Genomic DNA, 20,500 nt, shown 5'->3' with positions numbered 1-20,500 from the left:
CGCGTCACCGCTCCTCGCTGTGGCGGACGTCGACGACGACGCCGCGCGTCGCGTCCGCCATCGCCGACCCGTGGACGGTCGCGCGCCCCACGGCGAACGCCGCGGGGCCCTCGACGACGACCTCGTCGCCCGGCCGGATCGACGCGTCAGCGTCGAGCACGCCCGGCGCGAGGACGTTCCCGCGCGGGACGAACGAGTCGATCTCGACGCGTTTCGTCGGCACGTCGCTCGCGTCCCACGCCCGCGCGCCCGCGAGGGAGAGCGAGAGCGTCCCGTACTGCGGGACGAGCGCCGCCAGCTGCTCGCCGTCGCCGTCGAGCGCCTGCAGTTTGGGGTAGCGTCCTTGGAGGGTGAAGTCGTCCTCGGGAAAGAGGACGTCGCCCGCGCCGTCGCCGAACTGGTAGTCCGCGACCGCGCGGAGGGTGGCGGCCTCGCGCTCTTGCACCCAGATCTGGTCCTCCCCTTGGAGGGCGGCGTTCAGTTCGCCGAGCGACTCGTCCGACGTCGGGTGATCGACGACCGTGTACTCGACGGGGACGTCGCGCCCCGCGGTCGCGCGCTCGACGATCTCCCGGTATCCGTCGGTCGGGACGTGCGCGACGATCCGCGGGTAGTCCGTCCGGTCGAGGTAGCGTTCGAGGACCGACGTCACGAACTCGAGTTCGTTCTCCGTCCACCGACCCGTTACCACCGAGTCGTAGTGTTGGGCGGGATACGTGAGTTCGAGTTCGGTGGGGACGACGCCGATCGGTGAGGTCATCGAGACGACGTGCCCCCGATAGCTCGCGGCGTCCTGGAACTGCCGGTGGCTCTGCGAGTCCGAGTAGGGTTTGCGCGCCGAGCAGGGCACGAGGAGGAGGGGGTGGTCGTCGAGGCGGGGCGTGTACCGTTCGGTGACGCGCTCGGCGAAGCGCTGGATCTCGACGCGCCGCAGGGCGTCCTCGCTCGCCGCGAGGAGGAGGCTGTCGCGCTCGATCGGCGTGCGCTCCTCGACGTAACGCCACTGCTGGTCGAGCTCGCGGAACGCCGCGGTCGTCCACGCCTCGTGACGGGCTTGGCCCTCGATGTAGTCCCGGAGACGACCCTGCCGGATGCGCCCGCGGACGCGCGCGAGTTCGGCCTGGAGGGCGTTCACGTTGTGCGCGGCGCAGTCCTCGCGGTCGAACTCGGCGAGCGGCTGTTGGCACGTCGGACAGGCACACGGCAGTTCGTCGAGGTCGGCGAGGTCGTGCTCGCCCTCCGTGGTGAGGTAGCGCCCCTGCGTCCCGCGGACGACCGCCCGGTCGCCGTCGACGAGGTCGACGCCCGCGTAGACGAGCGTGGCGACGTTCGACGGCGTCGCCACCCCGGAGAGGTAGAGGGCGGTGTCGTCGGGGGTCGCCTCGCGGACGTCGAGCACGGCGTCGCGGAACGAACTCGCGTGCCCGACGAACCCCGGTGCGCCCGAGACGACGTAGACGTCCGCGCCGTGATCGGCCGCCGTCTCGGGCGAGACGACGGCACCGCTCGGGTAGTCGACGTCGGGGTGCTCGACCGCGAAGGACGTCTGCACCTCCTCGGCGGTCCCGCGGGGGAACCCCCGATGCGGGAGGATCGTCACTCGGGACTCGTCGCCCTCGGGCACCTCGCGCTCGGCGTTCCAGAGGCTCCCGGCGTCCGTCACGACGTCGTCCGCGAGACACGGCGTCGTCACGGGATCGGCGAGGCGCAGCTCGCCGATGCGGGCGGCCGCGTCCCGGCGATGAACCTCGAAGTAATCGGTCATTGGCGAGAGTCGGGGACGAGAAACAAAGGGTCTTACCTTACGCACGCTGGCGTCGCGTCCGGACGCGCCGCGCCGACGACCGGGTCCGCTGCGGCTCCGCCGGTCGTTCGACCGCGCCGACTCGTCCCGTTCGCGTCCGTTCGGCCGCTACGCCTCGCCGTCGGGCCCGGTCAGCAGATCCTCGCCGAGGTCGAGCGTTTCGACGCGCGGCGGGACGTAGTCGAGGGCGTCCGCCGGCCACGACTCGTGGGCGAGCGTGAACGCGGCGTCCGGGTGCTCGCCGGCGAGACGCGCGACGCCCTTCGCGGCCGCCTCGTACCCCTCGCGGTCCATGTTCACCGGCGTCTCGGCCGTGAGCGGGTAGACCTCGGAGAGCGCGCGCGGGTACGGCCCGAACGGCGGCGTCACGCGCCAGCAGTCGTCGTAGCCGTCGTGACGCGGCCCCTCGGTGAGGAGGACGCGGCCCTCGGGGGAGAGGCGCGCGAGGCGCTCGCGGTGGCGCAGTACCTCGGGGCGGCGCGCCGACTCCGCGGAGGCGTAGAAGAAGGCGTCCTTGCTCGCGGGGTCGCTCGCCTCGTACTGGCCGGCGTGATCGAGGAGCGCCCGATAGCCGTCGAGGGTGCGCGGGTGGGCGTGCGCGCGGGCCTCCACGAGTTCGAGCAGGTCGCCGTCGCGGACCGCTTGCTTCACCCGGCGGAGCTCGGTGAACGAGACGTGGAGGTTGTGCTCGGCGAGCAGTTCCTCGCGGGCCGCGTCGGGCATCCGCCGGACGTCCTCGGGCGTGTGCTCGGTGCAGATCGGACACGAGCACGGGAAGTGATGCAGGTCCGCGAGCTGTTCGGTGCCGTGGACGGTGAGGTAGCGATCGTCGCGGGCGTAGAGGGCGTACGCCGCGGAGTCGAAGAGGTCACACCCGAGGGCGACGGCGAGCGCGAACATCATCGGGTGGCCCGCACCGAAGAGGTGGACGGGCGCGTCCGCCCCCAGCCCGCGTTTCGCGCCCGCGACGGCGCGCGCCACGTCGTCGTAGCGATAGTCGTTCATCATCGGCACCGCGGCGCCGACCGGGAAGACGTCGAGGTCCGTCGCGTAGGCGTGCGCTCCGGCCTCCTCGCGGAGATCGGGGTACGTCGAGCCCTGTACGGGCGCGTTTACCAGCATGTCGCCGACGTCGACCGCCTCCGCGAGTTCGAGGCGCTCTTGTGTCGTGCGCAGTTCGTCCTCGGCGCGCGCCCGGTCGACGTCCGGGGGCGTCGGGATGTCCACGGGCGTCCCGATGTCGCTCCCGATCTCGTGCTGGAACGCGAGGATCTCCTCGGTGTCGGTGTCGATCTCGCCGTACTCGGAGAGCTGGAACGACCCCGAGTCCGTCATGATCGCGCCGTCGAAGCCCAGCAGGTCGTGGAGGCCCTCCTCGCGGGCGCGCGCCGCGAGGTCGTCGTCGCGCTTGATGATGTAGGAGTTCGTGATGAGGATCTCCGCGCCGAACTCGTCGAAGCGCGCGGGGTCGACCGTGATCACGTTCGGGTTGACGACGGGGAGGAGCGCGGGCGTCTCGACGGTCACGTCGGCCCGCGGGACGTGCAGGTCGCCGACGCGGCCGCCGGCGTCCTGCGCGCGGATCTCGAAGACGTCTCTCATTGGTGGTGATGGGCGGAGGGCGTCACTAAGGGTTGCGTTCGGTGGCGGCGTTACGCGTCCGGACGCGTCGGTGCGGGTGACGGCGCGTCACGTCCCCGTCGCGGGTCGCCGGGCTACGCCTCGAAGGCCTCGTAGTAGAGCAGGGCGAGTGCGGTGCGGCCGTCCCGACACGTCCCCTCGCGGACGGCGTCGCGCAGCGCCGCGGGCGTCGTCTCGTCGACGCGGATGCTCTCGTTGAAGTCGAGATCGCGTTCGCCCGTCGGCGTACACCCCTCCGCGACGAAGACGTGGTGGACGGCGTTCGAGATGCCGTTCGCGGGCTCGATCGTCGTCAGCGCGCGGAGGGCGTCGGCCTCGTACCCCGTCTCCTCTTCGAGCTCGCGGCGCGCCGCGGCCGCGAGGTCGACGTCGTCGGCCTCGACGCTCCCCGCCGGGAGCCCGCGACTGACGCGTTTGACCGCCTGTCGCCACTCCTCGATGACGACCACGTCGCCCTCGGGCGTGAACGGGAGGACGACGACCGCCGGGTCGTCGTCGAGGTAGTCGTAGTCGCTCTCGGTGCCGTCCGGGAGGACGACCTCGTCGCGGACGATGTCGAACCCGGGGCAGGTGTACGCGACGTCGCTGTCCGTCGTCTCCCACGCGATGTCGTCGCGTGCGTCGGCGTCGTCCTCGCCGCCGGTGTCGTCGGGCATGGTGGACGGATCGGCCCCGCGCCCCCTCGCCGTTTCGGTTCCGCGCGGCCGATCGGGTTCTCATCGTCCGGGACGATCGGAATGGTTTATCACGATTACGCCATGCTACGGTGGTATGACCGACGACCCGATCGAGACGATTCGGACGATACTCGAATCGCTCCTCGAAGAGACCGACGACCCGGACGTCCACTACAAACTCCGGACGTCGCTCCAACTCCTCACTATCCTCGAAGAGCGCGACGCCGCCGGCCGCGACGCGCTCGAAGACGCCGATCTCGACTCCGACGTCGTCGAGCGCCTCGAACGCCTCGGCTACATCGACTGAGCGCGAGACGTCAGAGTTCGACGCCGTCCAAGGCGTCGCCGAGCTCCGCCAGCTCCTCGTTGAACGCCTCGACGAAGCCGCGGAACTCGGGCGCGTACGTGCGGACGTCACCCGGCGACGGCGGTGCGTACTGCGAGACGAGGTAGACGCCGCCCTCGCCGCCCGCACGGACGTAACTGGCCCGATCGGCTTCGCGTTTGAGCTCCCAGCGCGTCCCCGCGACCGTGGTGCCGAACGTCCCGTATTCGGTCGATTCGACGCGGTGGAGTTCGGCCGCCATCCGGTCGGCGGCGTCGCGCATCCGCGAGACGATCCGATCGCGCTCGGCCGCCACTTCGCCCGTCGTGGCGACGTCGGGGAACGTCTCGGGGACGCCGTCGAGGACGCCGCGCAGCGAGTCGACGTGCGCGTCGAACGCCTCGGCGAACGCCTCGTAGTGGTCCATCGCCGTCGCGAGGTCGGCGGCGTCCGGGTCGGTCTTCTGCGAGACGACGTAGACGTCGAGGCCGGAGCGGCCCTCGAAGCGCAGGAAATCGAGGTCGCCCGCCTCGTACTTCAGGGTCCACTCGCCGCCGTCGACGCGGAAGGTCCGGCGACCGTAGTCGCCCCCCTGGAGGCGGGCGAGTTCGCGCGCGAGACGACCGGCGTGCTCACGGACGCGCGCGACGACGCGATCGCGCTCCGCCACGGTGGCGTCGGCCGTCGGGACCGGAACCGTGACGCCCTCAGTGTCCGTCGTAGGCGCAGTGTCCGTCATAAGCGACGGAAAGAGGCGGACGGGGATACGTCCCCCGCTCTCTCGGAGTGACCGGGCGACATCGTACGAGCGCCGTCGTTCCGACTACCGCGTAGAGCGACGGCTACGCGTCAGAGAGACCCGAAGAGGGTTACGAGGGTAGTGGGCCGGCGCGAACTCGAATCGCGTCGAGGAACCCCGGAACAAAGTTCCGGGAACCCGCGCCTTCCGCCGCTCTCTTCGCCCGCGGCGACGGGGTTACGGCCCTTTCGCGGGTCGTGCCCGCCCGGCTTGCCGGGCGGGCGCGCTTCCACGACGAGTTGGTGATGTCCCCGACGAGGAACGGCTTCCACCAATGGTTTTAGGCAGCCTGACTGGTGGGTGGTAATATGGCAGATATTGGGAATGAGGTCTCCGACGCCGTCGAATGGTACTGGGAGACCCTCTCTGACCAAGCAGACGATCAGCGCGACTCGGACAACACGGCACGTGGTCGCCGGGCACAGGTACTCGGTGGCGCACAGATGGACGGGTTCGCCGGCCTCATCGAGGACGCACTTGTTGAGGCCGGTCTCCCGCGAGACGACGTCCTCCACGACCACGACGCCACCCTACCGGGGTACTTCCGCGCGACGAAGCGGTGGGACATCGCCGTCGTCCACGAGGGTGAGGTACTCGCTGCGATCGAACTCAAGTCCATCGCCAGCTCGTTCGGCAACAACCTCAACAACCGCGTCGAGGAAGCCGTCGGCAACAACATCGACATTCACGAGGCGTACGAGAACGGCGTCATCGAGCAGCCGAAACCGCCGTGGGTAGGCTACCTGATCCTTATGGCGGACAACGAGGACTCCAGCAGCTCCGTCAGGGTGCGCGAGCCGAACCTCGACATCGACGACGAGTACCGGGACGCGTCCTACATCGACCGCGCTAGGCTGCTCTGCGAGCGGCTGGTGCGGCAGGGCGTCGTGGACTCGACGGCCTTCCTCACATCGGGCGAGGGCGAAGGACTCGACGGCGGCTACGATGAACCGAACCCCGACCTCTCGTTCCAGCGGTTCCTCGACGATCTCGTCGCCCACGTCGAGACGCAGATCGACAACAAGCAGACTAAGCTCGACGTCGACGACTGATTCAGACGAGCGTCGTCTGCTTCGTCTCGCCGATCTCCTCCGGGACGGGCAGCTTCTTCAGGAGCTTCGACTGCATCCGGTAGTAGTCGTTGTGCGCCTTCTGCGCGTTCGCCTCCAGCCACGCACGCGCCTTGGGGCTGTTCAGGTACTCGAGGAGCGCATCGAGGTCGTCGGGGTTCTCGGGGATGATGTAGTAGACCGAGTGACGCGGGATGACGTTCCCGTCGCGCTCGGCGTAGAATTCGGGTGGATCGCACACGTCCTTGGCGAGGATCTTCTCCACCCCGTAGATGTCCGCCATCGGCGGATTTTCGTGCCACGAGTACCACACCTTCCCCTTCTCAACGCACGACCGGCTCTCCAACTCCTCACGGTGCAGCTCCGCCCAGTCGCCGAACGCCCCAAGCTCGTCCTCGGCGACGAGGTTCCCGTGTCCGTCGTACGGGCAGATGATGACGTCCCCGGAGTCCGGCCCGTCGTTCACGGAGAGCTGCTTGCCCGAGGTCGTATGGTACGTCCACCCCTCCTCGACGAGTTGCTCCGGCACTTCCTCCTCGGACTGCACGTAGAGGGAGTCGCGTCCGGTCGCCAGTCCGCACGAGATCCGCTTCGTCACGTCGCCGAGCGTGACGCCGGTGTCGTAGTCGTAGGCGTCGGTGTCGCCGGCGCGAACCGTACTCGCCCAACTCGACCCGTCCCGCGGCAACTCCACCGTGTCCACGGTTCCGTCTCGGCGGACGACGCGCGTCTCCTCGCCGTCGCGGTCGTGGATGGTCGTGATCGTCGGGTAGGTGACGTGCCCGGCGAACGAGTCCTCCGGGACGTGTTCGATGCGCTCGACGTGGTACTGCGTCATCAACCGCCGCAGTTCCTCGGTCGTGTGGGTGTACTCGAACTTCTCGGGGGTGATGAACACGAGCCGACCACCGTCGGCGAGCAGGTCGAGCGAGCGCTCGAAGAACAGCATATAGAGGTCGAACCGCTGCTCGGCGGTACGGAACTCGTGCTTGTACCGCGTCTTCTCCTCCTCGCTGAGACCTTCGATGGGGACGTAGGGCGGATTCCCGACCACGTAGTCGAACTGGCCGTAGTCGCAGTCGGCTGCGAGGAAGTCCTCCTCGCGGAACTCGACGGCCGTGTCTCCGTTCTGCTCCCTGGCCTCGGCGAGCAACCCTGGATCGAGGTCGACGGCCGCGCCCTCCGGGAAGGGGTAGTCATTCTCCGCGCAGTACCGCTCCACCGCGGCAACGAACCGGCCCTTCCCCGTGCCTGGGAAGAGGATTCGGTCACCATCGGCGGGCGGATGCTCGGCGAACAGTTCGGCGACCATCTCGTCAGCGAGTTCCGGCGGGGTCGGGACGTGACCTTTCATCTCTTGACCCAGACTGACCCGCCAATAATACTTAAACATATATAATACTCGAGCGATACGAGGGATAGGATTTCAGCTCGGTCTCATCTATACCCTACTCGCTTCCCCACTCTCCGATCGCTCTACGAACTCGTCTTGGTCGTGTAGTCCGTACTGTCCGTGAGACCGGTCGGGAAGTACCCGTTGAAGGATTCCGTCCCAGACGCGACAGCTACAAAAGGAGGGGAGGGTGGTCGCTCGGAGGGGAGCGATGACGCTTCTGCACGCGTTGGATTCACGAACCACTGGAAGGCGGAATGTGGTTGTTACTTGAATTCGAATCAACGTCGCAGATACAGCTGAGAAGTTCCGAAACCGGATGTATCTCGCAATTAACTACGAAACCGAGCGGTTGCGGGAGAAGTGGGCCGGCGCGAATTCGAATCGCGGTTACGGCCACCCGAAGGCCGAAGGATACCAAGCTACCCCACCGGCCCGCAGTTCCTCGAAAGCGTGCGTCGCCTTTAACGCTTCCGAAAGGGCGGGGTCAGTAACGCGTGTAGCCCCGGGTGTCGAGGTAGTTGTGCGCGACCGCGATGGTGTGGTCGGCGTGGAGGACCGCGGGACCGACGCGGACGCGTTCGTCACTCGCGTCGGCGAGGAGCGACGCCTCCGCGTCGGTGAAATCGCGGTGATCGGAGAGGACGAACACGGGGGTCTCCGGGGGTTCGACGTCGGCGAGCGGGCGGCCGTCCTCGTGGAGTTGGACGACGGTGCCGCCGCGGGCGGCGGCTTCGACGGTCGGCGCGAACCCGCGCTTCGAGACGTAGACGCCCGGCGACGGTTCGGCCTCGCGGTGGCCGATGGCTCGGTCCGTCGCTCCGATCGCCTTGCGAACCATGCCCGCGATGTTGCGCTCGTCAGGGTTGAGATAGCGGATCTCGCTCCCCTCGAAGCGGACGGTGAGTTCGTCGGCGAGGACGAGGCTGACGCGGACGTCCTCGCGGACGCCGTGCGAGAGGAAGAGCCCCGCGCCGACGCAGCGGCAGAGGACGTCGAGGCGGCCCGCGCCGCCGGCGAGATCGGAGAGGTCGAAGTCGGCCGTCGTGGGGGCGTCGTGACCGTGGACGACGAAGTGGCGCATGTGGAGTCTGGCGGCGCTGTGGGCTTGAATCCCGCGGAGTGCGGGTCAGTCCTCGCGCGCGGCGCGGCGCTGGTCGGCGACGAGCGCCAGCTCGGGGGCGGTATCGCCGAGCAGGAGGAGGGCGTAGTAGCGCAGCGCGGCCTGTACGGGGGCGGTGACGAGACCGACGGCGAGGAGGAACGTGAGGCCGCCGAGCAGGAGCCCGACGGCGAGCCACGTCCACGCGAGCGCACCGCTCGCGCCGGCGAGGGCCAACGGGAGACCGAAGGCGAGGCCGAACGGGATCGCGACGACGACCGCGGCGATGGCCACGCCGATGCCGACGAGCATCCCGCCGGCGAGCGAGAGGACGAAGTTCAGGACGACGAAGACGCCGTACTCGCTCAGGCTCGCGCGGACGACGCCGAGGAGGCGGCGCCACGCGGCGAGGACGCCGACGTCGCCGTGGTACATGATCGGGACGACGAACGCGCGGGTGAAGCCCGTGACGACGGACGCGAGGAGCGCGACGAGGCCGGCGACGGGGAGCAGGAGGAGGAAGAGGGCGCCGACGGGGAGACCGACGAGCAGCGGACCGAGGGCGAGCGCGAACGCGAGGAGGACGACGAGGCCGATCGCGACTTCGAAGGCGAGGACGCGGACGCCGTCACGCCAGTGGGCGCCGAACGGTCGGCGGACGCTGACGTCGCGTTCGACGAGCGCGTCGACGAAGACGAACTGGAACGTCGCGGAGACGGCGCCGAGGAGGAGCGCGAGGACGACGAGGCCGGCGACCGCTGCGACGATCGTGGCGGCGTCGACCGCGGGGAGGCCGCCCGGCATCATCCCGGGCTCGGGCCCGCCGGTCGGTCCGGACCCGCCGAAGTCGAACGAGCCGGTGAACGAGGACGCCCCGGCGGTGCCGCCGGAGAGCAGGGCGATCAGGGCGAGTTTCAGCCACTCCCGCGGCGCGAGGCCGCGGCAGAAGGCGATCGTGACGGAGATCGCGTCGTCGATGTCGTCGACTGCGTGGAGGGACACATCCGGCTAGTCGGCGGCGGGGGAGTTAGCTGTTGTTCTGCGTCGCGCGTCCGGCGAAACCGAAGGCTTCGTCCCTGCGCGCGACGAGACGGCGGTATGAGCCTCCTTGAGGACGCGCGGGCCGTCGTCGAGAACGGCCCGGTCTGCGACGCCTGTCTCGGCCGGCAGTTCGCCGATCGGAGTTTCGGGCTGACGAACGCCGAGCGGGGCGCGGCCCTGCGGGTGAGCGTCGAGCTCGACGACGACGAACCACACGAGGACGTCGCGACCGACGACTGCTGGGTCTGCGAGGGCCTCTGCGCGACGTTCGACGAGTGGGCGGAACGCGCCGTCGCGGCCCTCAGCGGTGACGGGGAGAGCGACGTCGATTTCGCCACCTACCAGGTGGGAACGCGCGCCCCGCCGCTCGTCGAGGAGAACGAGGCGCTGTTGCGCGAGAGCGCCGGCCTCACGGAGGGCGGCGAGCCGTTCAAGTCCGAGTTCAACCGCGAGGTCGGCAAGCGCGTCGGCGAGCTGACCGGAACGGACGTCGACTTCGAACGACCGGACGTCCTCTTCGTCCTGGACATCGACGACGAGTCCGTGGACGCGCAGGTGAACCCGGCGTTCGTCTACGGGCGCTACCGGAAGCGCTCGCGGGAGATCCCGCAGACCGAGTGGCCGTGTCGGGAGTGCAACGGGACGGGGCGACGCGGCGGCGAGCCCTGCATCCACTGCGACGGCACGGGGTACATGTACGAGGAGTCGGTCGAACAGCTCGTCTCGCCGCCGATCCTGCGCGCGATGGAGGGCGACGACTCGTCGTTCCACGGCGCGGGGCGCGAGGACATCGACGCGAAGATGCTCGGGACGGGCCGGCCGTTCGTCGTCGAGGTGAAACACCCCCGCGATCGCTTCCCGGACGTCGACGCGCTGGAAGCCGAGATCAACGAGTCCACGGAGAAAGTCGAAGTCGAGGGGTTGCGCCTCGCGGCGTACGACATGGTCGAGCGCGTGAAGGAACTCGACGCCTCGAAGACGTACCGTGCGCGCGTCGCGTTCGACGAACCGGTCGACGAAACGGAGTTCGAGGCGGCGCTCGCGGAACTCGACGGCGCGACGATCGAGCAGGACACGCCCAAGCGCGTCTCGCACCGGCGCGCGGCGAAGACCCGCGTCCGCGAAGCGTACGCGGTCTCGGGCGAGCTTGAGGACGAGACCCACGCGACGGTCGAGATCCACGGCGAGGGCGGGCTCTACATCAAGGAGCTCGTCTCCAGCGACGAGGGCTGGACGACGCCATCGCTCGCCGGCCTGCTCGGGACCCCGTGTCACGTGACGGAGCTCGACGTGCTCGCCGTCGAGGGCGAGGCGGAGTCCTTCGAGGACCCGGACTACTTCCGGGAGGCGCCCGCGGAGCGATGACGCGGCGTTTCGGCGTCGACGAGGCCGGCAAGGGCCCCGTCCTCGGCTCGATGTTCGCGGCGGCGGTCGTCTGCGACCCCGCCGACCTCCCCGCGGGGGTACGGGACTCGAAGCGCCTCTCGCCCGCGCGCCGCGACGAGCTCGACGCCGCGATCCGCGACGTCGCCGACGTCGGGGTCGCCGAGGTCACGGTCGAGGAGATCGACGCCCCCGAGACGGACATGAACACGCTCACCGTGGCGGCACACGCGCGAGCGCTCGCGGCCGTCGACTACGACGGACTCGCGGGCGTCGTAGACGGCGGTGACGTGGACGCCGCGCGCTTCGGACGACGCGTGGCGTCGCGTCTCGACGGTGACGTCGACGTCGTCGCGGAGCACGGGGCGGACGACGCCCACGAGATCGTCGGCGCGGCGAGCGTCGTCGCAAAGGTCGCACGTGACGACCACGTCGCCGCGCTCGCCGAGGAGTACGGCGACGTCGGGAGCGGCTATCCGGGCGACGAGCGCACTATGGCGTTCCTCCGCGAGCACGTCAGCGAGCACGGAACGCTGCCCGATCCCGCGCGCGAGTCGTGGCGCACGTGCGACGACGTGCTCGCGGCCGCGTCGCAGTCCGCGCTCGACGACTTTTAACGGTTTTACGCGTGGACCGCGTCCCTCGCGGTGAATGACAGCCGAACGGTATCCGTCGCCGGAAGCCGAGACGGTGGCGAGCGTCGTCGGCGAGGCGCTCCACGAGGGCGCGATCGTCACCGCCGAGGTGCGCTGTGAGGTCGAGTACGACGGCCGGACGAGCGGCTACCTCGGGCCGGGCGATCGCCTGCTCGTCGCCAAGCCCGACGGCACCTTCCTCGTCCACAAGCCAACGAACCACAAGCCCGTAAACTGGATGCCGAGCGGTGGCACCGTCACGGCGTCGGTCGGGGAGGCCTCGGGCGACCCGGTGATCGTCGCGCGGCGGACGGACCCCCGCGAGCGCGTCGAGGTGCGCGTCCGCGAGACCTACGGGCTGACGCGCTTCGACGCGGAGGACGGGGTCGCCTACGAGGAGTCGGGCACCGAAGCGGAGATGCACGAGTACATCGCGGCGAACCCCGAGGAGCTGGAGGCGGGACTGCGGATCGTCGAGCACGAGCGGGAGACGAAGTACGGCTTCCTCGACTTCTACGCGAAGGACGCCGAGGGGACGCCCGTCGTCGTCGAGGTGAAGCGCGTGCAGGCGACGCTGACGCACTTCGATCAGCTCAAGCGGTACGTGAACGTCTTCGCGGGCGACGAGGACGGCGTCGACGGGACGGCGCGCTCGGTCCGCGGACTGCTCGTCGCGCCCTCGGCGTCCGAACGCGTGAAGCGCGCGTGCCGCGACGCCGGCTTGGAGTTCGTCGCGTTCCCCGACTTCGAGACGGAGGCCGAGGGAGCGAACGCGTCGCTCGCGGACTTCGAGTAGCGGGGCGGCGAGAAGGGAAGAGAGAGCGAAAGTCGAGAACGGAAAGCGAGAATGGCGTGCGAGTCGGTTCGACGCGGGTGGCTCGGCGCGGGTCGGTTCGTCAGTTGTCGTCGGTGAGCAGGTAGCGCAGGATGTCGCCGTAGGCGGGCCGCGTGAGCAGCACGCCCACGAGGACGCCGAGGATGGTGACGATGGCGAACCCGCGGAGGTCACCGAGCGAGAGGACGGCGAGCGGGCTCATGGCGACGATGGTCGTCGCGGCCGCGCCGCCGATGATCCAGAAGGCCTTGCGGAAGCGGCTCTGGAAGACGCGATCGGAGGAGACGGCCTCCGTCGTGACCTCGTCAGCGATGATGACGAGGTCGTCCACCCCCGTCCCGATCACCGCGATGAACCCCGCGATGTGCGAGAGGTTCAACGAGAGGCCGGCGAGCGAACTGAAGCCGAGGAGGATGACGACCTCGCTCAGCGCCGTGACGAGCATCGGGACGGCGATCTTCGCGCGCCCGTAGCGGAGGTAGACGACGAGGCTGACGGCGAGCGCGGCGATGAGCCCCGTGAGGAAGCTGAGGGGCTTGAAGCGCTCGGCGAGCGACGCGTCGATCTGGTAGACGTCACCGCTCTCGATATCGAGCGACGCGGGGAGCGCGCCGGCGCGGAGGTCGATGGCGATCTGACGGGCTTCGCTCATCGAGTTCGTCTGGAGGACGAAGGAGTTCGTCGTCTGGAAGTCGCCGCGCTCGATGGAGCTGGCGAGCGTCTCGCCCATCCCGTACGTCCCGACGACCTCGCTGTCGCGGGTCGTGATCAGGCAGTACTCGTCGCCGGGCGTGCCGTTCGGATACTGGCAGTTACTGATGCCGGCGCTGCTGGTGTAGCCGTAGCGCTGCATCGCCTCGGCGAACGACGCCCCGCCCTCCTCGGTGAGGGTGATCGGGACGACCGGCACCGAGCCGAAGGTGCCCTCTTGCATCCGCGCGTCGCTGACGCGCCGGATGTCGTCGTTCGTGAGGACGGTGTCGTTCGTCTGCGCGCTCGCGTTCACCGGGTGGTAGGCGAGGACGGCGACCTGCCCGCGGCTGTTCACGAGGTCGCGGACCTCGGAGAGGTCGGCGTTCGGTACCTCGACGACGACGTAGTGGGCGTCGCCGCCGACGGTGGACTGCACGGAGACCTGGGCCCCGGAGAAGCCGAGGGAGTTCACCTTGTTGGAGAGCGTCTCGACGATCTCGTCGCGCGTGGCGGCGGTGACGCCCTGACGGACCGTGGCGGAGTCGGCATCGAGGCCGGCGGCGTCGAGCGCGCCGCGGAACTGCGTGGGCGTGACGTTGGCGAACACCTCGACGGTGTCCGCGCTGGTGTTGCTGTCGGCGAGGCGGAGACGGACGTCGGCCGACGAGACGTTATCGAGGTCGTCGGCGATCGTCGTGGCGATCGTCGAGCGCTCGCTCGCGTCGCTCGGGAGCGTGACGTTCTCGGCGGTGAGACCGACGACGGGCGCGCGGACGCGCGTCCCACCGGAGAGCTGGAGGCCGTACTGGAGGTTCGTCGGGCCGCCGCCCGCGGTCGCGTTGTCCGCGGGAGCGCTCCCGACGACGGGGCCGGCGCCGGGGACGAAGAGCGCGCCGAGGCTCCCGACGACGAGGACGACGAGGAGGACGACTCGCCAGTTCGAGCGGATGTCGACCATCTACCGGCTCACCCCCTCGAACTTGTACCATCGAAGCAGGCTGAGGTTGAGCATGTACGTGTTCATGAGGTCGGTGGCGAGACCGAAGACGAGCACGAGCCCGATGCTCGTGAGGAGCTCGATTCCGAAGGCGTAGGCGACGACGGCCATGACGGCCATCGCCACGAGCGAGGTGACGGTCATCGTCACACCGGTCTTCATCGCCCGATCGACGCTCTCGTAGAAGCTCCCCGAACGCCTGAGGACGTGGTTAGTGAGGAGGATGTCGGAGTCGACCGAATACCCGATGAGCATCAGGAGCGCGGCGACGGTGCCGAGCGAGAGCTCGATTCCGAAGACGTTCATCAGCGCGACGGGGATGGCGATGTCGCCGAAGGCGGAGAGGACGACGGCGCCGCTCGGGACGGCCGTCCGGAAGAGGACGAAGACGATGATCGCCATTCCGACGAAGGAGCCGAGCAGGCCGAGGAGGGCGAAGCGCTGGGACTGCGCGCCGAAGGTCGCGGACGTGCTGGTCGTGGAGACGACCTCGTAGCCCGCCGAGCGCGCCTGGCTCTGGAGCGCGCTCGCGTCGGCCCCGGAGCTGAACGTCGCGACGTAGGTGTCGGGGCGCGAGGGGATCGACCGAACCGCGGAGGCCGGCGTCGAGAACGCCTGACGGACCGCGTCCTGCGAGGCCGCCTGTGCGGACGTGGCGTGGATCGTGAGTTCCGTCCCGCCCGTGAACTCGAGGCCGAGCGAGACCGGCGTACCGTTGAGGACGTACCACGCGGCGAGCACCAGCAACGCGAGGGCGAGCACGGCGAGCGGCACGCCCGCGAGCTGCCGGTTCGAGTACCGGGTGAAGTCCACCTCCGGAACGTCGAACGAGGGCATATGCGTTCGAGTAGCGGCGGCGTTTGGGATAAGGCTTCGCTTATGCCGTCGGCCGCGCCCCGGTTCTCCCCAAGGATCACCGCATGTCGCCGACGAAGCGATCGGGGACGTGCTCGATGATCTCGTCGGGGGTCGCCGCGACGAGCCGTTCCGCGAGCGCCACCATCGGCTTGCGGGCCGCCGCGTACCCGACGGAGACGACGGCAGCGGCGACGACGAGCGAGCGGAACGTCCCCGCCGTGACGAGGTAGCCCGGCACCGCGAGAACGAGGCCGACTAGGGCGTCTTCGGGCGCGCCGTCGTAGCGGATCAGCCGCCGCGGGCGCCACCAGCGCCCCCGGTAGTGATCGTACACCGCCCGCTCGCTCGTCCCCTCCCACGGCCGGAGTTCGAGGCCACCGCCGAGGGCGTCGCTGGCGGCGTGGAGCGCCGCCGCGAGCAGGAAGACCGCGGCGGCGAGCGCGAGCGTGGTCCCGAGGAGGGCGTACGCGCCGACCCCGAGTAGCGCCGCGAGCGACCCGTAAACCGGGAAGTGAAGCGTCTTCCGGTGGCCGGCGTAGAGGTCGAGATCGGGGAAGAGCCCGCCGAACGCGCCGGCGGCGAGGACGAGCGGCGCGGCGTCGCCCGTGAGCGCGCTGGCGGTCGCTCCGACGAGGAGCCCCGCGAGCGCGTGCGTCGTCGCCATCATGACGGTGTCGCTTACGGGAGGTCAGAACAAAAGCGCGTCGCCGTTCAGGGGAGGTAACGGACGTTGATCAGACCGGGTTCGGAGCGGACCTCGACGCGTCTCGCGCCGACGCGGGCCGCGCGTTCGACGGTGGACTGATCGTCGACGACGTCCGCGACGGCGTCCTCGGTGTCCGCCTCGGGGACGGCGAGGACGTGGATCTCCCCGTCGCCCGCGCGCTCCGTGGTGGCGAGGTCGCCCTCGGGGAGCCCCTCGGCCATGTCGCGGGCCTGCTGGGTGGGCGCTTCCTCGCTGGCGAAGACCTCGACGGTGTAGCGCTCGGCCACCTCGACGAGCGAGTACGTCACCTCCATCGGCGGATCGGGCGAGACGGTCGCCTCCACGACCTCGCCGGCTTCGACGCCGGGGTTGTCCGAGAGGGTGTGGACCTGCCCGCCGTGGACGTCGGTGAGCATCGCCGACGCGTCCTCGGCGTGCGTCACGAGGTACGTGCTCGACTTCTCCTGTTCGCTCATACGGCCGTTAGCGTACTCGGCCTTTTCCGGGTTTCGCCGCGCGACAGCGGCGCACGCCACCGATGGACAACCCTCTTGGCGGCGGCGCGCCGTGTGCGCGTATGGACATCGACATCGGCAACGCGCTCGACGCGGTCGCCGGGCCCGGGGTCCCCCGGGACTCCCTCGACCGACTGGACGGACGCGTCGCCGAGGCGCACGAGCGGATCGACCGCGGCATGGCCGATGACGAGTTCGGGTACGCCGCCCTGAACCTCCCGGAACGAGTCGACACGGCCGCGATCCGCGATGCCGTCGCGCCGCTCACCGACGCCGAGACCGTGCTCACGATCGGTATCGGAGGGAGCGCGCTCGGCGCGGCGACGCTCACCGACGCCCTCGAAACGGACGGCGACGCGTACTACCTCGACAACGTGGATCCGGCGCAGACGTCGGCGCTCCTCGCCGACCTCGATCTCGAATCGACCGCGCTGAACGTCGTCTCGCGCTCCGGCACGACGGCGGAGACGCTGGCGAACTTCCTCGTCGTCCGCGAGGTCTACGAGGACCGGGGAGTCGACTGGACCGAGCACACCCTCGTCACGACCGGCGAGTCCGGAAACCTCCGCGACCTCGCCGACGAGCACGACCTCCCCGTACTCCCCGTCCCGGACGGGGTCCCCGGGCGCTTCTCCGCGCTCTCCACGGTCGGCCTCGCGTCCGCCGCGATCCTCGGCGTCGACGTCGAGTCCGTCGTCACCGGCGCACGCGCCGAGCGCGAGTCCCTCAGCGGGTCGCTCTACGAGACGCCCGCGTACGCCTACGGCGCGATCACGTACGCCCTAAACGCGCGCGGCGCGAGCGCGAACGTCGTGATGCCCTACCACGAGTCCCTCGAAACGTACGCCGAGTGGTACGCTCAACTGAGCGCCGAGAGCCTCGGGAAGGCCGGACTCGGGCAGACGCCGGTGAGAGCGCTCGGCGCGACCGACCAGCACAGCCAGCTCCAACTCTATCGCGCCGGCCCGAACGACAAGCTGGTCACGTTCGTTCACGCGCGCGACGGCCCCGACGTCGATATTCCGGACGCGGAGCTGGAGGGCCTCGACTACCTCGACGGCGCGTCGCTCGGCGAGCTCCGCGACGCTGAGTTCGAGGCGACGGAGGCCAGCCTCGCCGACGTCGGCCTCCCGAACGTCCGCGTGGAGATCGAGCGCGTCGACGCCGCCGCTATCGGCGGACTCCTCTACGGGATGGAGGCCGCGACCGTCCTCGCCGGTGAGCTCTACGGCGTCGAGACGTTCACCCAGCCGGCGGTCGAGTGGGGCAAGGAGGTCGCCCGCGACCTGCTGCGCGGCGGGGACCCGCTCGACGAGACGACGAGCCTCCGCGTCACCCGCGAGTGAGCGCCACCGCCTCGGACGCGCGGCGCGCGCGCTTCGGCGCGCTCTGCGTCGTCGTCGCCCTCGCCGTGACGGGACTGCTCGCGGGGACGCTCGTCCAACTCGTCGTGACGTCGATACTGGGCGCGTTCTCCCCGCCGACGGCACTCAGACTCGCCGTCGCGCAGTCCGGGTTCGCGCTCGCGCTCGCGTTCACCGCGCTCGGCTACGTCGTCGTCACGCGTCGGCCCCTGACGTACTTCGACGTCCGCTTCGACCGGCGCGACGCGCTCTGGGCCGGCGGCGGCCTCCTCGCCATGTTCGCCGTCCTCGCCGCGACCGGCGTCCTCGCGGGCGCGCTCGGGATCGAGAACGCGACGCACGGAACGGTCACCGCGATCCGCGAGACGCCGTGGCTCGGACTCCTCCTCGTCCCCGTCTCGCTGCTGTTCGTCGGACCGGGCGAGGAGCTGTTGATGCGAAACGTCGTCCAGAAGCGCCTCTACGGGGCCTTCTCGCGGCGCGGCGCGATCGTCCTCGCCAGCGTCGTCTTCACGCTCGTCCACCTCCCCGCGTACGCGACGCCCGGGGCGAGTGCGCTCGCGCTCTGTGTCACGCTGGCTCGGCTCTGCTGCGTCGCGCTCGTGTTGGGCGTCGTCTACGAGCGCACCGACAGCGTCGTCGCGGCCGCGCTCGCCCACAGCGGCTACGACGCGATCCAGTTCGGCGCGCTGTTCGTCACCGCGCTCTGACTCAGAGTGTCCCCTCGGTCACCGGGAGCGCGATCCGCGAGGGGCGATCCTCGTCGTGGTAGACACGCTGGTCCGCCGTCGTGAGGTCGCTCTCGTTCGCCGTCGCCGGCACCACGCCCGTGTTCGGGTTCCGGTCGAAGCGCGGGAAGTTACTGCTCGTGACGTCCAGCCGGATACGGTGGCCCGCGTCGAAGGTGTGGGCCGTGTGGCGGATGCGGATCGAGAGCTCCTGCACCGACCCGGGCTCCATGAGTTCGGGCTCGGCGAGCGAGTCGCGAAAGCGCGTCCGTACGCCGCCCTCGGCGACGTTTAGTGCCGTGCCGTCCGGATGGACGTCAACGAGTTTCGCCGTGAAGTCCGTGTCGGGCGCGGAGCTGGAGACGAACAGCGTCAACTCGCTCCGGCCGGCGACGGAGACCGGGCCGTCGAGGGCCGGCGTGCTGTAGACGAGGACGTCCGAGCGCCCCTCGACCTCGGACTGGTCGCTGATCCCCGGCGAGTCCGCCTGCAGGAGGACGGCAGTCCCGCCCTTCGTCGGCACGGGATCGCGGGGGTCGTAGGTGTACGCGTCGGCAGGCTGGCGTTCGAGGGGCATGTCCCGTTCGAGCGTCCCGTCGTCGGCGCTCGCGCCCGCGTCGCCCCCGCTGTTGAGGTAGAGGTCGGTGCGGGTGGGCGACGGGGGCCACTCGTCGGCCTCGTGCCACTCGTTCTCGCCCATCTGGAAGTAGCGCACCTTCGGGAGCGACGCGACGCGCTCGCTCGTCGAGTCGGTGAGCCAGTGGTCGAACCAGTCGAGCGCGAGGCCGGCGACGGCCGCCTGCGAGGAACTCCCCTCGCCGAACTCGTGTCCGCCGATGGCCGTCGTGTCCGTCCCGTACGTGAGGTGCGTCCACGGCCCCATGATCATGTGGTGGTTCTCGCGGACATCCTCGTCCGCCTCGGACTCGATGGCGTCGTAGACATCGCTCATCCCGCCCTTGAACGCGTCGTACCAGCCGCCGACGTGCAGGATCGGGACGGAAACGGAGCCGATCTGCTGGGGGATGCTCACGCGGTTCCAGTACTCGTCCTTCGTGTAGTGGTGGAGGTAGCGCTTCCAGAACGGGACGACGTCGTTTATCTGGGGGATGTCAGTGAGCGGTAGCTGTTCGTACCCCTCCTCATGGACGTTTGCCACGAGGTCGTCGAGGCCGTTCCGGAGGGACTCCTTCTCCGCGGCGGAGACGTCGAGTCGAGCCACGGTGTCCGCGGAGTTCGTCGCCAGCCACGAGAGGAGGTTCCCCATTTCGAGGAGGCCGCCGGACTGGTAGCCGAGTTGGTCGTAGTCGTACCACGAGGGGATCTGGGGGAGGATTGCCTCCAGCGACGGCGGGTCTTCGACGGCCGCGAGCCACGTCGTCATCCCCATGTAGGAGAGTCCGAGCATCCCGACGGAGCCCGTACTCCACGGTTGGGCGGCCGCCCACTCGATCGTGTCGTAGCCATCCGGTCCCTCCTCGAAAACGGGTTCCCAGTCCGCGCCCCCCTCGGAGGCGAAACGGCCCCGAACGTCCTGTACGACGACCGCGAAGCCACGTTCGACGGCGGGCTGGATGCCGGTGACCGGGGCCGAGGCGTCCTTCCCGTAGGGGGTCCGGTAAACGAGTGTCGGATACGAGCCGTCGCCGCTCGGCCGATAGACGTCGGTCGCCAGCCGGACGCCATCGCGCATCTCGACCATGACGCTCTCGCGCGGCTCGGGGCGGTCGGACGCGGCCGCCGCACCGCCGGTCAACACGTTGCCGAACGCCGTCCCACCGACCGCGGCCGCTCCGGCACCGACGCCGAGGAACTGGAGGAACCGTCGACGATCCATCGACAGCCTATCTGTCATGAACTATTTGGGTTATCCTACCGTGATAAGTGTTCGCCCGCGACGTGTCGCGGCACCGGTCGCGCGACGGCGCAATGCG

At 69.7% G+C, this 20,500-nt stretch carries 19 protein-coding genes and 1 tRNA gene; 7 read left to right on the top strand and 13 right to left on the bottom strand.

Annotated elements, in window-relative coordinates; translation table 11 throughout:
* Positions 1-4: 4 nt before the first annotated feature.
* From arcS to IEX91_RS01275, 3 genes are all read right to left on the bottom strand, one after another.
* Complete coding sequence (gene arcS / locus IEX91_RS01285; RefSeq protein WP_188876626.1) at positions 5-1,765, bottom strand: archaeosine synthase subunit alpha; 1,761 nt, start codon at positions 1,763-1,765, stop codon at positions 5-7.
* A 147-nt stretch (positions 1,766-1,912) separates the two neighbouring features.
* Complete coding sequence (gene tgtA, locus IEX91_RS01280) at positions 1,913-3,406, bottom strand: tRNA guanosine(15) transglycosylase TgtA (RefSeq protein ID WP_188876624.1); 1,494 nt, start codon at positions 3,404-3,406, stop codon at positions 1,913-1,915.
* 113 nt (positions 3,407-3,519) lie between these two features.
* On the bottom strand, positions 3,520-4,101 hold the full coding sequence (locus IEX91_RS01275; RefSeq protein WP_188876622.1) for an NUDIX hydrolase: 582 nt from the start codon (positions 4,099-4,101) through the stop codon (positions 3,520-3,522).
* Positions 4,102-4,216: 115 nt separating this feature from the next.
* On the opposite strand from IEX91_RS01275, the gene IEX91_RS01270 reads away from it, so the two are divergent.
* Positions 4,217-4,429, top strand: a complete 213-nt coding sequence (locus IEX91_RS01270) for a hypothetical protein (RefSeq protein ID WP_188876620.1) — start codon at positions 4,217-4,219, stop codon at positions 4,427-4,429.
* Positions 4,430-4,439: 10 nt separating this feature from the next.
* Here the strand turns inward: IEX91_RS01270 and IEX91_RS01265 are convergent, their stop codons facing one another.
* A complete protein-coding gene (locus IEX91_RS01265; protein WP_229772754.1) occupies positions 4,440-5,186 on the bottom strand; it encodes a hypothetical protein in 747 nt (248 codons plus the stop codon).
* Positions 5,187-5,554: 368 nt separating this feature from the next.
* On the opposite strand from IEX91_RS01265, the gene IEX91_RS01260 reads away from it, so the two are divergent.
* Positions 5,555-6,298: a PaeR7I family type II restriction endonuclease gene (locus tag IEX91_RS01260; protein ID WP_188876617.1), complete on the top strand. Its 744-nt coding sequence runs from the start codon at positions 5,555-5,557 to the stop codon at positions 6,296-6,298.
* Between the two features lies 1 nt (position 6,299).
* On the opposite strand, the gene IEX91_RS01255 is transcribed toward IEX91_RS01260, so the two are convergent.
* From IEX91_RS01255 to IEX91_RS01240, 4 genes are all read right to left on the bottom strand, one after another.
* Positions 6,300-7,670 (bottom strand): Eco57I restriction-modification methylase domain-containing protein, encoded by a 1,371-nt coding sequence (locus IEX91_RS01255; protein WP_188876615.1) that lies wholly within the window; start codon positions 7,668-7,670, stop codon positions 6,300-6,302.
* Between the two features lie 403 nt (positions 7,671-8,073).
* Positions 8,074-8,146, bottom strand: a tRNA-Pro gene (locus IEX91_RS01250).
* Between the two features lie 50 nt (positions 8,147-8,196).
* Positions 8,197-8,793 carry a tRNA (pseudouridine(54)-N(1))-methyltransferase TrmY gene (trmY, locus tag IEX91_RS01245; protein WP_188876613.1) on the bottom strand — a complete coding sequence of 199 codons (597 nt, stop codon included), beginning with the start codon at positions 8,791-8,793 and terminating at the stop codon, positions 8,197-8,199.
* 45 nt (positions 8,794-8,838) lie between these two features.
* On the bottom strand, positions 8,839-9,813 hold the full coding sequence (locus IEX91_RS01240; protein ID WP_188876611.1) for a DUF7544 domain-containing protein: 975 nt from the start codon (positions 9,811-9,813) through the stop codon (positions 8,839-8,841).
* A 96-nt stretch (positions 9,814-9,909) separates the two neighbouring features.
* Between IEX91_RS01240 and IEX91_RS01235 the strand changes: the two genes are divergently transcribed.
* Genes IEX91_RS01235 through nucS form a run of 3 tightly spaced genes read left to right on the top strand, consistent with a single transcriptional unit; the run spans position 9,910 to position 12,666 of the window.
* On the top strand, positions 9,910-11,217 hold the full coding sequence (locus tag IEX91_RS01235; RefSeq protein WP_188876609.1) for a tRNA pseudouridine(54/55) synthase Pus10: 1,308 nt from the start codon (positions 9,910-9,912) through the stop codon (positions 11,215-11,217).
* Complete coding sequence (gene rnhB / locus IEX91_RS01230; RefSeq protein WP_188876607.1) at positions 11,214-11,852, top strand: ribonuclease HII; 639 nt, start codon at positions 11,214-11,216, stop codon at positions 11,850-11,852. Before IEX91_RS01235 ends, rnhB begins: the two co-directional genes overlap by 4 nt.
* Positions 11,853-11,886: 34 nt before the next feature.
* Entirely contained in the window at positions 11,887-12,666 is a 780-nt protein-coding gene (gene nucS / locus IEX91_RS01225; protein ID WP_188876605.1) for an endonuclease NucS, read from the top strand.
* 100 nt (positions 12,667-12,766) lie between these two features.
* On the opposite strand, the gene IEX91_RS01220 is transcribed toward nucS, so the two are convergent.
* The 4 genes from IEX91_RS01220 to IEX91_RS01205 form a co-directional block, all read right to left on the bottom strand.
* Positions 12,767-14,356: a preprotein translocase subunit SecD gene (locus IEX91_RS01220; protein WP_188876603.1), complete on the bottom strand. Its 1,590-nt coding sequence runs from the start codon at positions 14,354-14,356 to the stop codon at positions 12,767-12,769.
* A complete protein-coding gene (gene secF / locus IEX91_RS01215) occupies positions 14,357-15,232 on the bottom strand; it encodes a protein translocase subunit SecF (RefSeq protein WP_188876601.1) in 876 nt (291 codons plus the stop codon). It abuts the gene before it with no gap.
* Between the two features lie 76 nt (positions 15,233-15,308).
* On the bottom strand, positions 15,309-15,920 hold the full coding sequence (locus IEX91_RS01210; RefSeq protein WP_188876599.1) for a metal-dependent hydrolase: 612 nt from the start codon (positions 15,918-15,920) through the stop codon (positions 15,309-15,311).
* Positions 15,921-15,964: 44 nt separating this feature from the next.
* Positions 15,965-16,435, bottom strand: a complete 471-nt coding sequence (locus tag IEX91_RS01205; protein ID WP_188876597.1) for a DUF5812 family protein — start codon at positions 16,433-16,435, stop codon at positions 15,965-15,967.
* Between the two features lie 101 nt (positions 16,436-16,536).
* Here IEX91_RS01205 and IEX91_RS01200 point away from each other — a divergent pair, with 101 nt between their 5' ends.
* Both IEX91_RS01200 and IEX91_RS01195 read left to right on the top strand, forming a co-directional pair.
* Positions 16,537-17,820: a glucose-6-phosphate isomerase gene (locus IEX91_RS01200; protein WP_188876595.1), complete on the top strand. Its 1,284-nt coding sequence runs from the start codon at positions 16,537-16,539 to the stop codon at positions 17,818-17,820.
* The gene (locus IEX91_RS01195) at positions 17,817-18,548 is read left to right on the top strand and encodes a CPBP family intramembrane glutamic endopeptidase (RefSeq protein ID WP_188876593.1); all 732 of its coding nucleotides are present in this window, start codon (positions 17,817-17,819) and stop codon (positions 18,546-18,548) included. Before IEX91_RS01200 ends, IEX91_RS01195 begins: the two co-directional genes overlap by 4 nt.
* A 1-nt stretch (position 18,549) precedes the next feature.
* Here the strand turns inward: IEX91_RS01195 and IEX91_RS01190 are convergent, their stop codons facing one another.
* Positions 18,550-20,421 (bottom strand): CocE/NonD family hydrolase, encoded by a 1,872-nt coding sequence (locus tag IEX91_RS01190; protein ID WP_188876591.1) that lies wholly within the window; start codon positions 20,419-20,421, stop codon positions 18,550-18,552.
* Between the last annotated feature and the right edge of the window lie 79 nt (positions 20,422-20,500).

The sequence above is a fragment of the Halarchaeum nitratireducens genome, assembly GCF_014647155.1.
Taxonomy (GTDB): Archaea; Halobacteriota; Halobacteria; order Halobacteriales; family Halobacteriaceae; genus Halarchaeum; species Halarchaeum nitratireducens.
Note: the sequence above shows the minus strand (reverse complement) of the source record. Positions and strands in the feature narration are given on the sequence as shown.

Bases quoted from the DNA above. Each gene is read 5' to 3' on its own strand.
- arcS (WP_188876626.1), bottom strand. From the start codon at position 1,765: ATGACCGATTACTTCGAGGTTCATCGCCGGGACGCGGCCGCCCGCATC.
- tgtA (WP_188876624.1), bottom strand. From the start codon at position 3,406: ATGAGAGACGTCTTCGAGATCCGCGCGCAGGACGCCGGCGGCCGCGTC.
- IEX91_RS01275 (WP_188876622.1), bottom strand. From the start codon at position 4,101: ATGCCCGACGACACCGGCGGCGAGGACGACGCCGACGCACGCGACGAC.
- IEX91_RS01270 (WP_188876620.1), top strand. From the start codon at position 4,217: ATGACCGACGACCCGATCGAGACGATTCGGACGATACTCGAATCGCTC.
- IEX91_RS01265 (WP_229772754.1), bottom strand. From the start codon at position 5,186: ATGACGGACACTGCGCCTACGACGGACACTGAGGGCGTCACGGTTCCG.
- IEX91_RS01260 (WP_188876617.1), top strand. From the start codon at position 5,555: ATGGCAGATATTGGGAATGAGGTCTCCGACGCCGTCGAATGGTACTGG.
- IEX91_RS01255 (WP_188876615.1), bottom strand. From the start codon at position 7,670: ATGAAAGGTCACGTCCCGACCCCGCCGGAACTCGCTGACGAGATGGTC.
- trmY (WP_188876613.1), bottom strand. From the start codon at position 8,793: ATGCGCCACTTCGTCGTCCACGGTCACGACGCCCCCACGACGGCCGAC.
- IEX91_RS01235 (WP_188876609.1), top strand. From the start codon at position 9,910: ATGAGCCTCCTTGAGGACGCGCGGGCCGTCGTCGAGAACGGCCCGGTC.
- rnhB (WP_188876607.1), top strand. From the start codon at position 11,214: ATGACGCGGCGTTTCGGCGTCGACGAGGCCGGCAAGGGCCCCGTCCTC.
- nucS (WP_188876605.1), top strand. From the start codon at position 11,887: ATGACAGCCGAACGGTATCCGTCGCCGGAAGCCGAGACGGTGGCGAGC.
- IEX91_RS01220 (WP_188876603.1), bottom strand. From the start codon at position 14,356: ATGGTCGACATCCGCTCGAACTGGCGAGTCGTCCTCCTCGTCGTCCTC.
- secF (WP_188876601.1), bottom strand. From the start codon at position 15,232: ATGCCCTCGTTCGACGTTCCGGAGGTGGACTTCACCCGGTACTCGAAC.
- IEX91_RS01210 (WP_188876599.1), bottom strand. From the start codon at position 15,920: ATGATGGCGACGACGCACGCGCTCGCGGGGCTCCTCGTCGGAGCGACC.
- IEX91_RS01205 (WP_188876597.1), bottom strand. From the start codon at position 16,435: ATGAGCGAACAGGAGAAGTCGAGCACGTACCTCGTGACGCACGCCGAG.
- IEX91_RS01200 (WP_188876595.1), top strand. From the start codon at position 16,537: ATGGACATCGACATCGGCAACGCGCTCGACGCGGTCGCCGGGCCCGGG.
- IEX91_RS01190 (WP_188876591.1), bottom strand. From the start codon at position 20,421: ATGACAGATAGGCTGTCGATGGATCGTCGACGGTTCCTCCAGTTCCTC.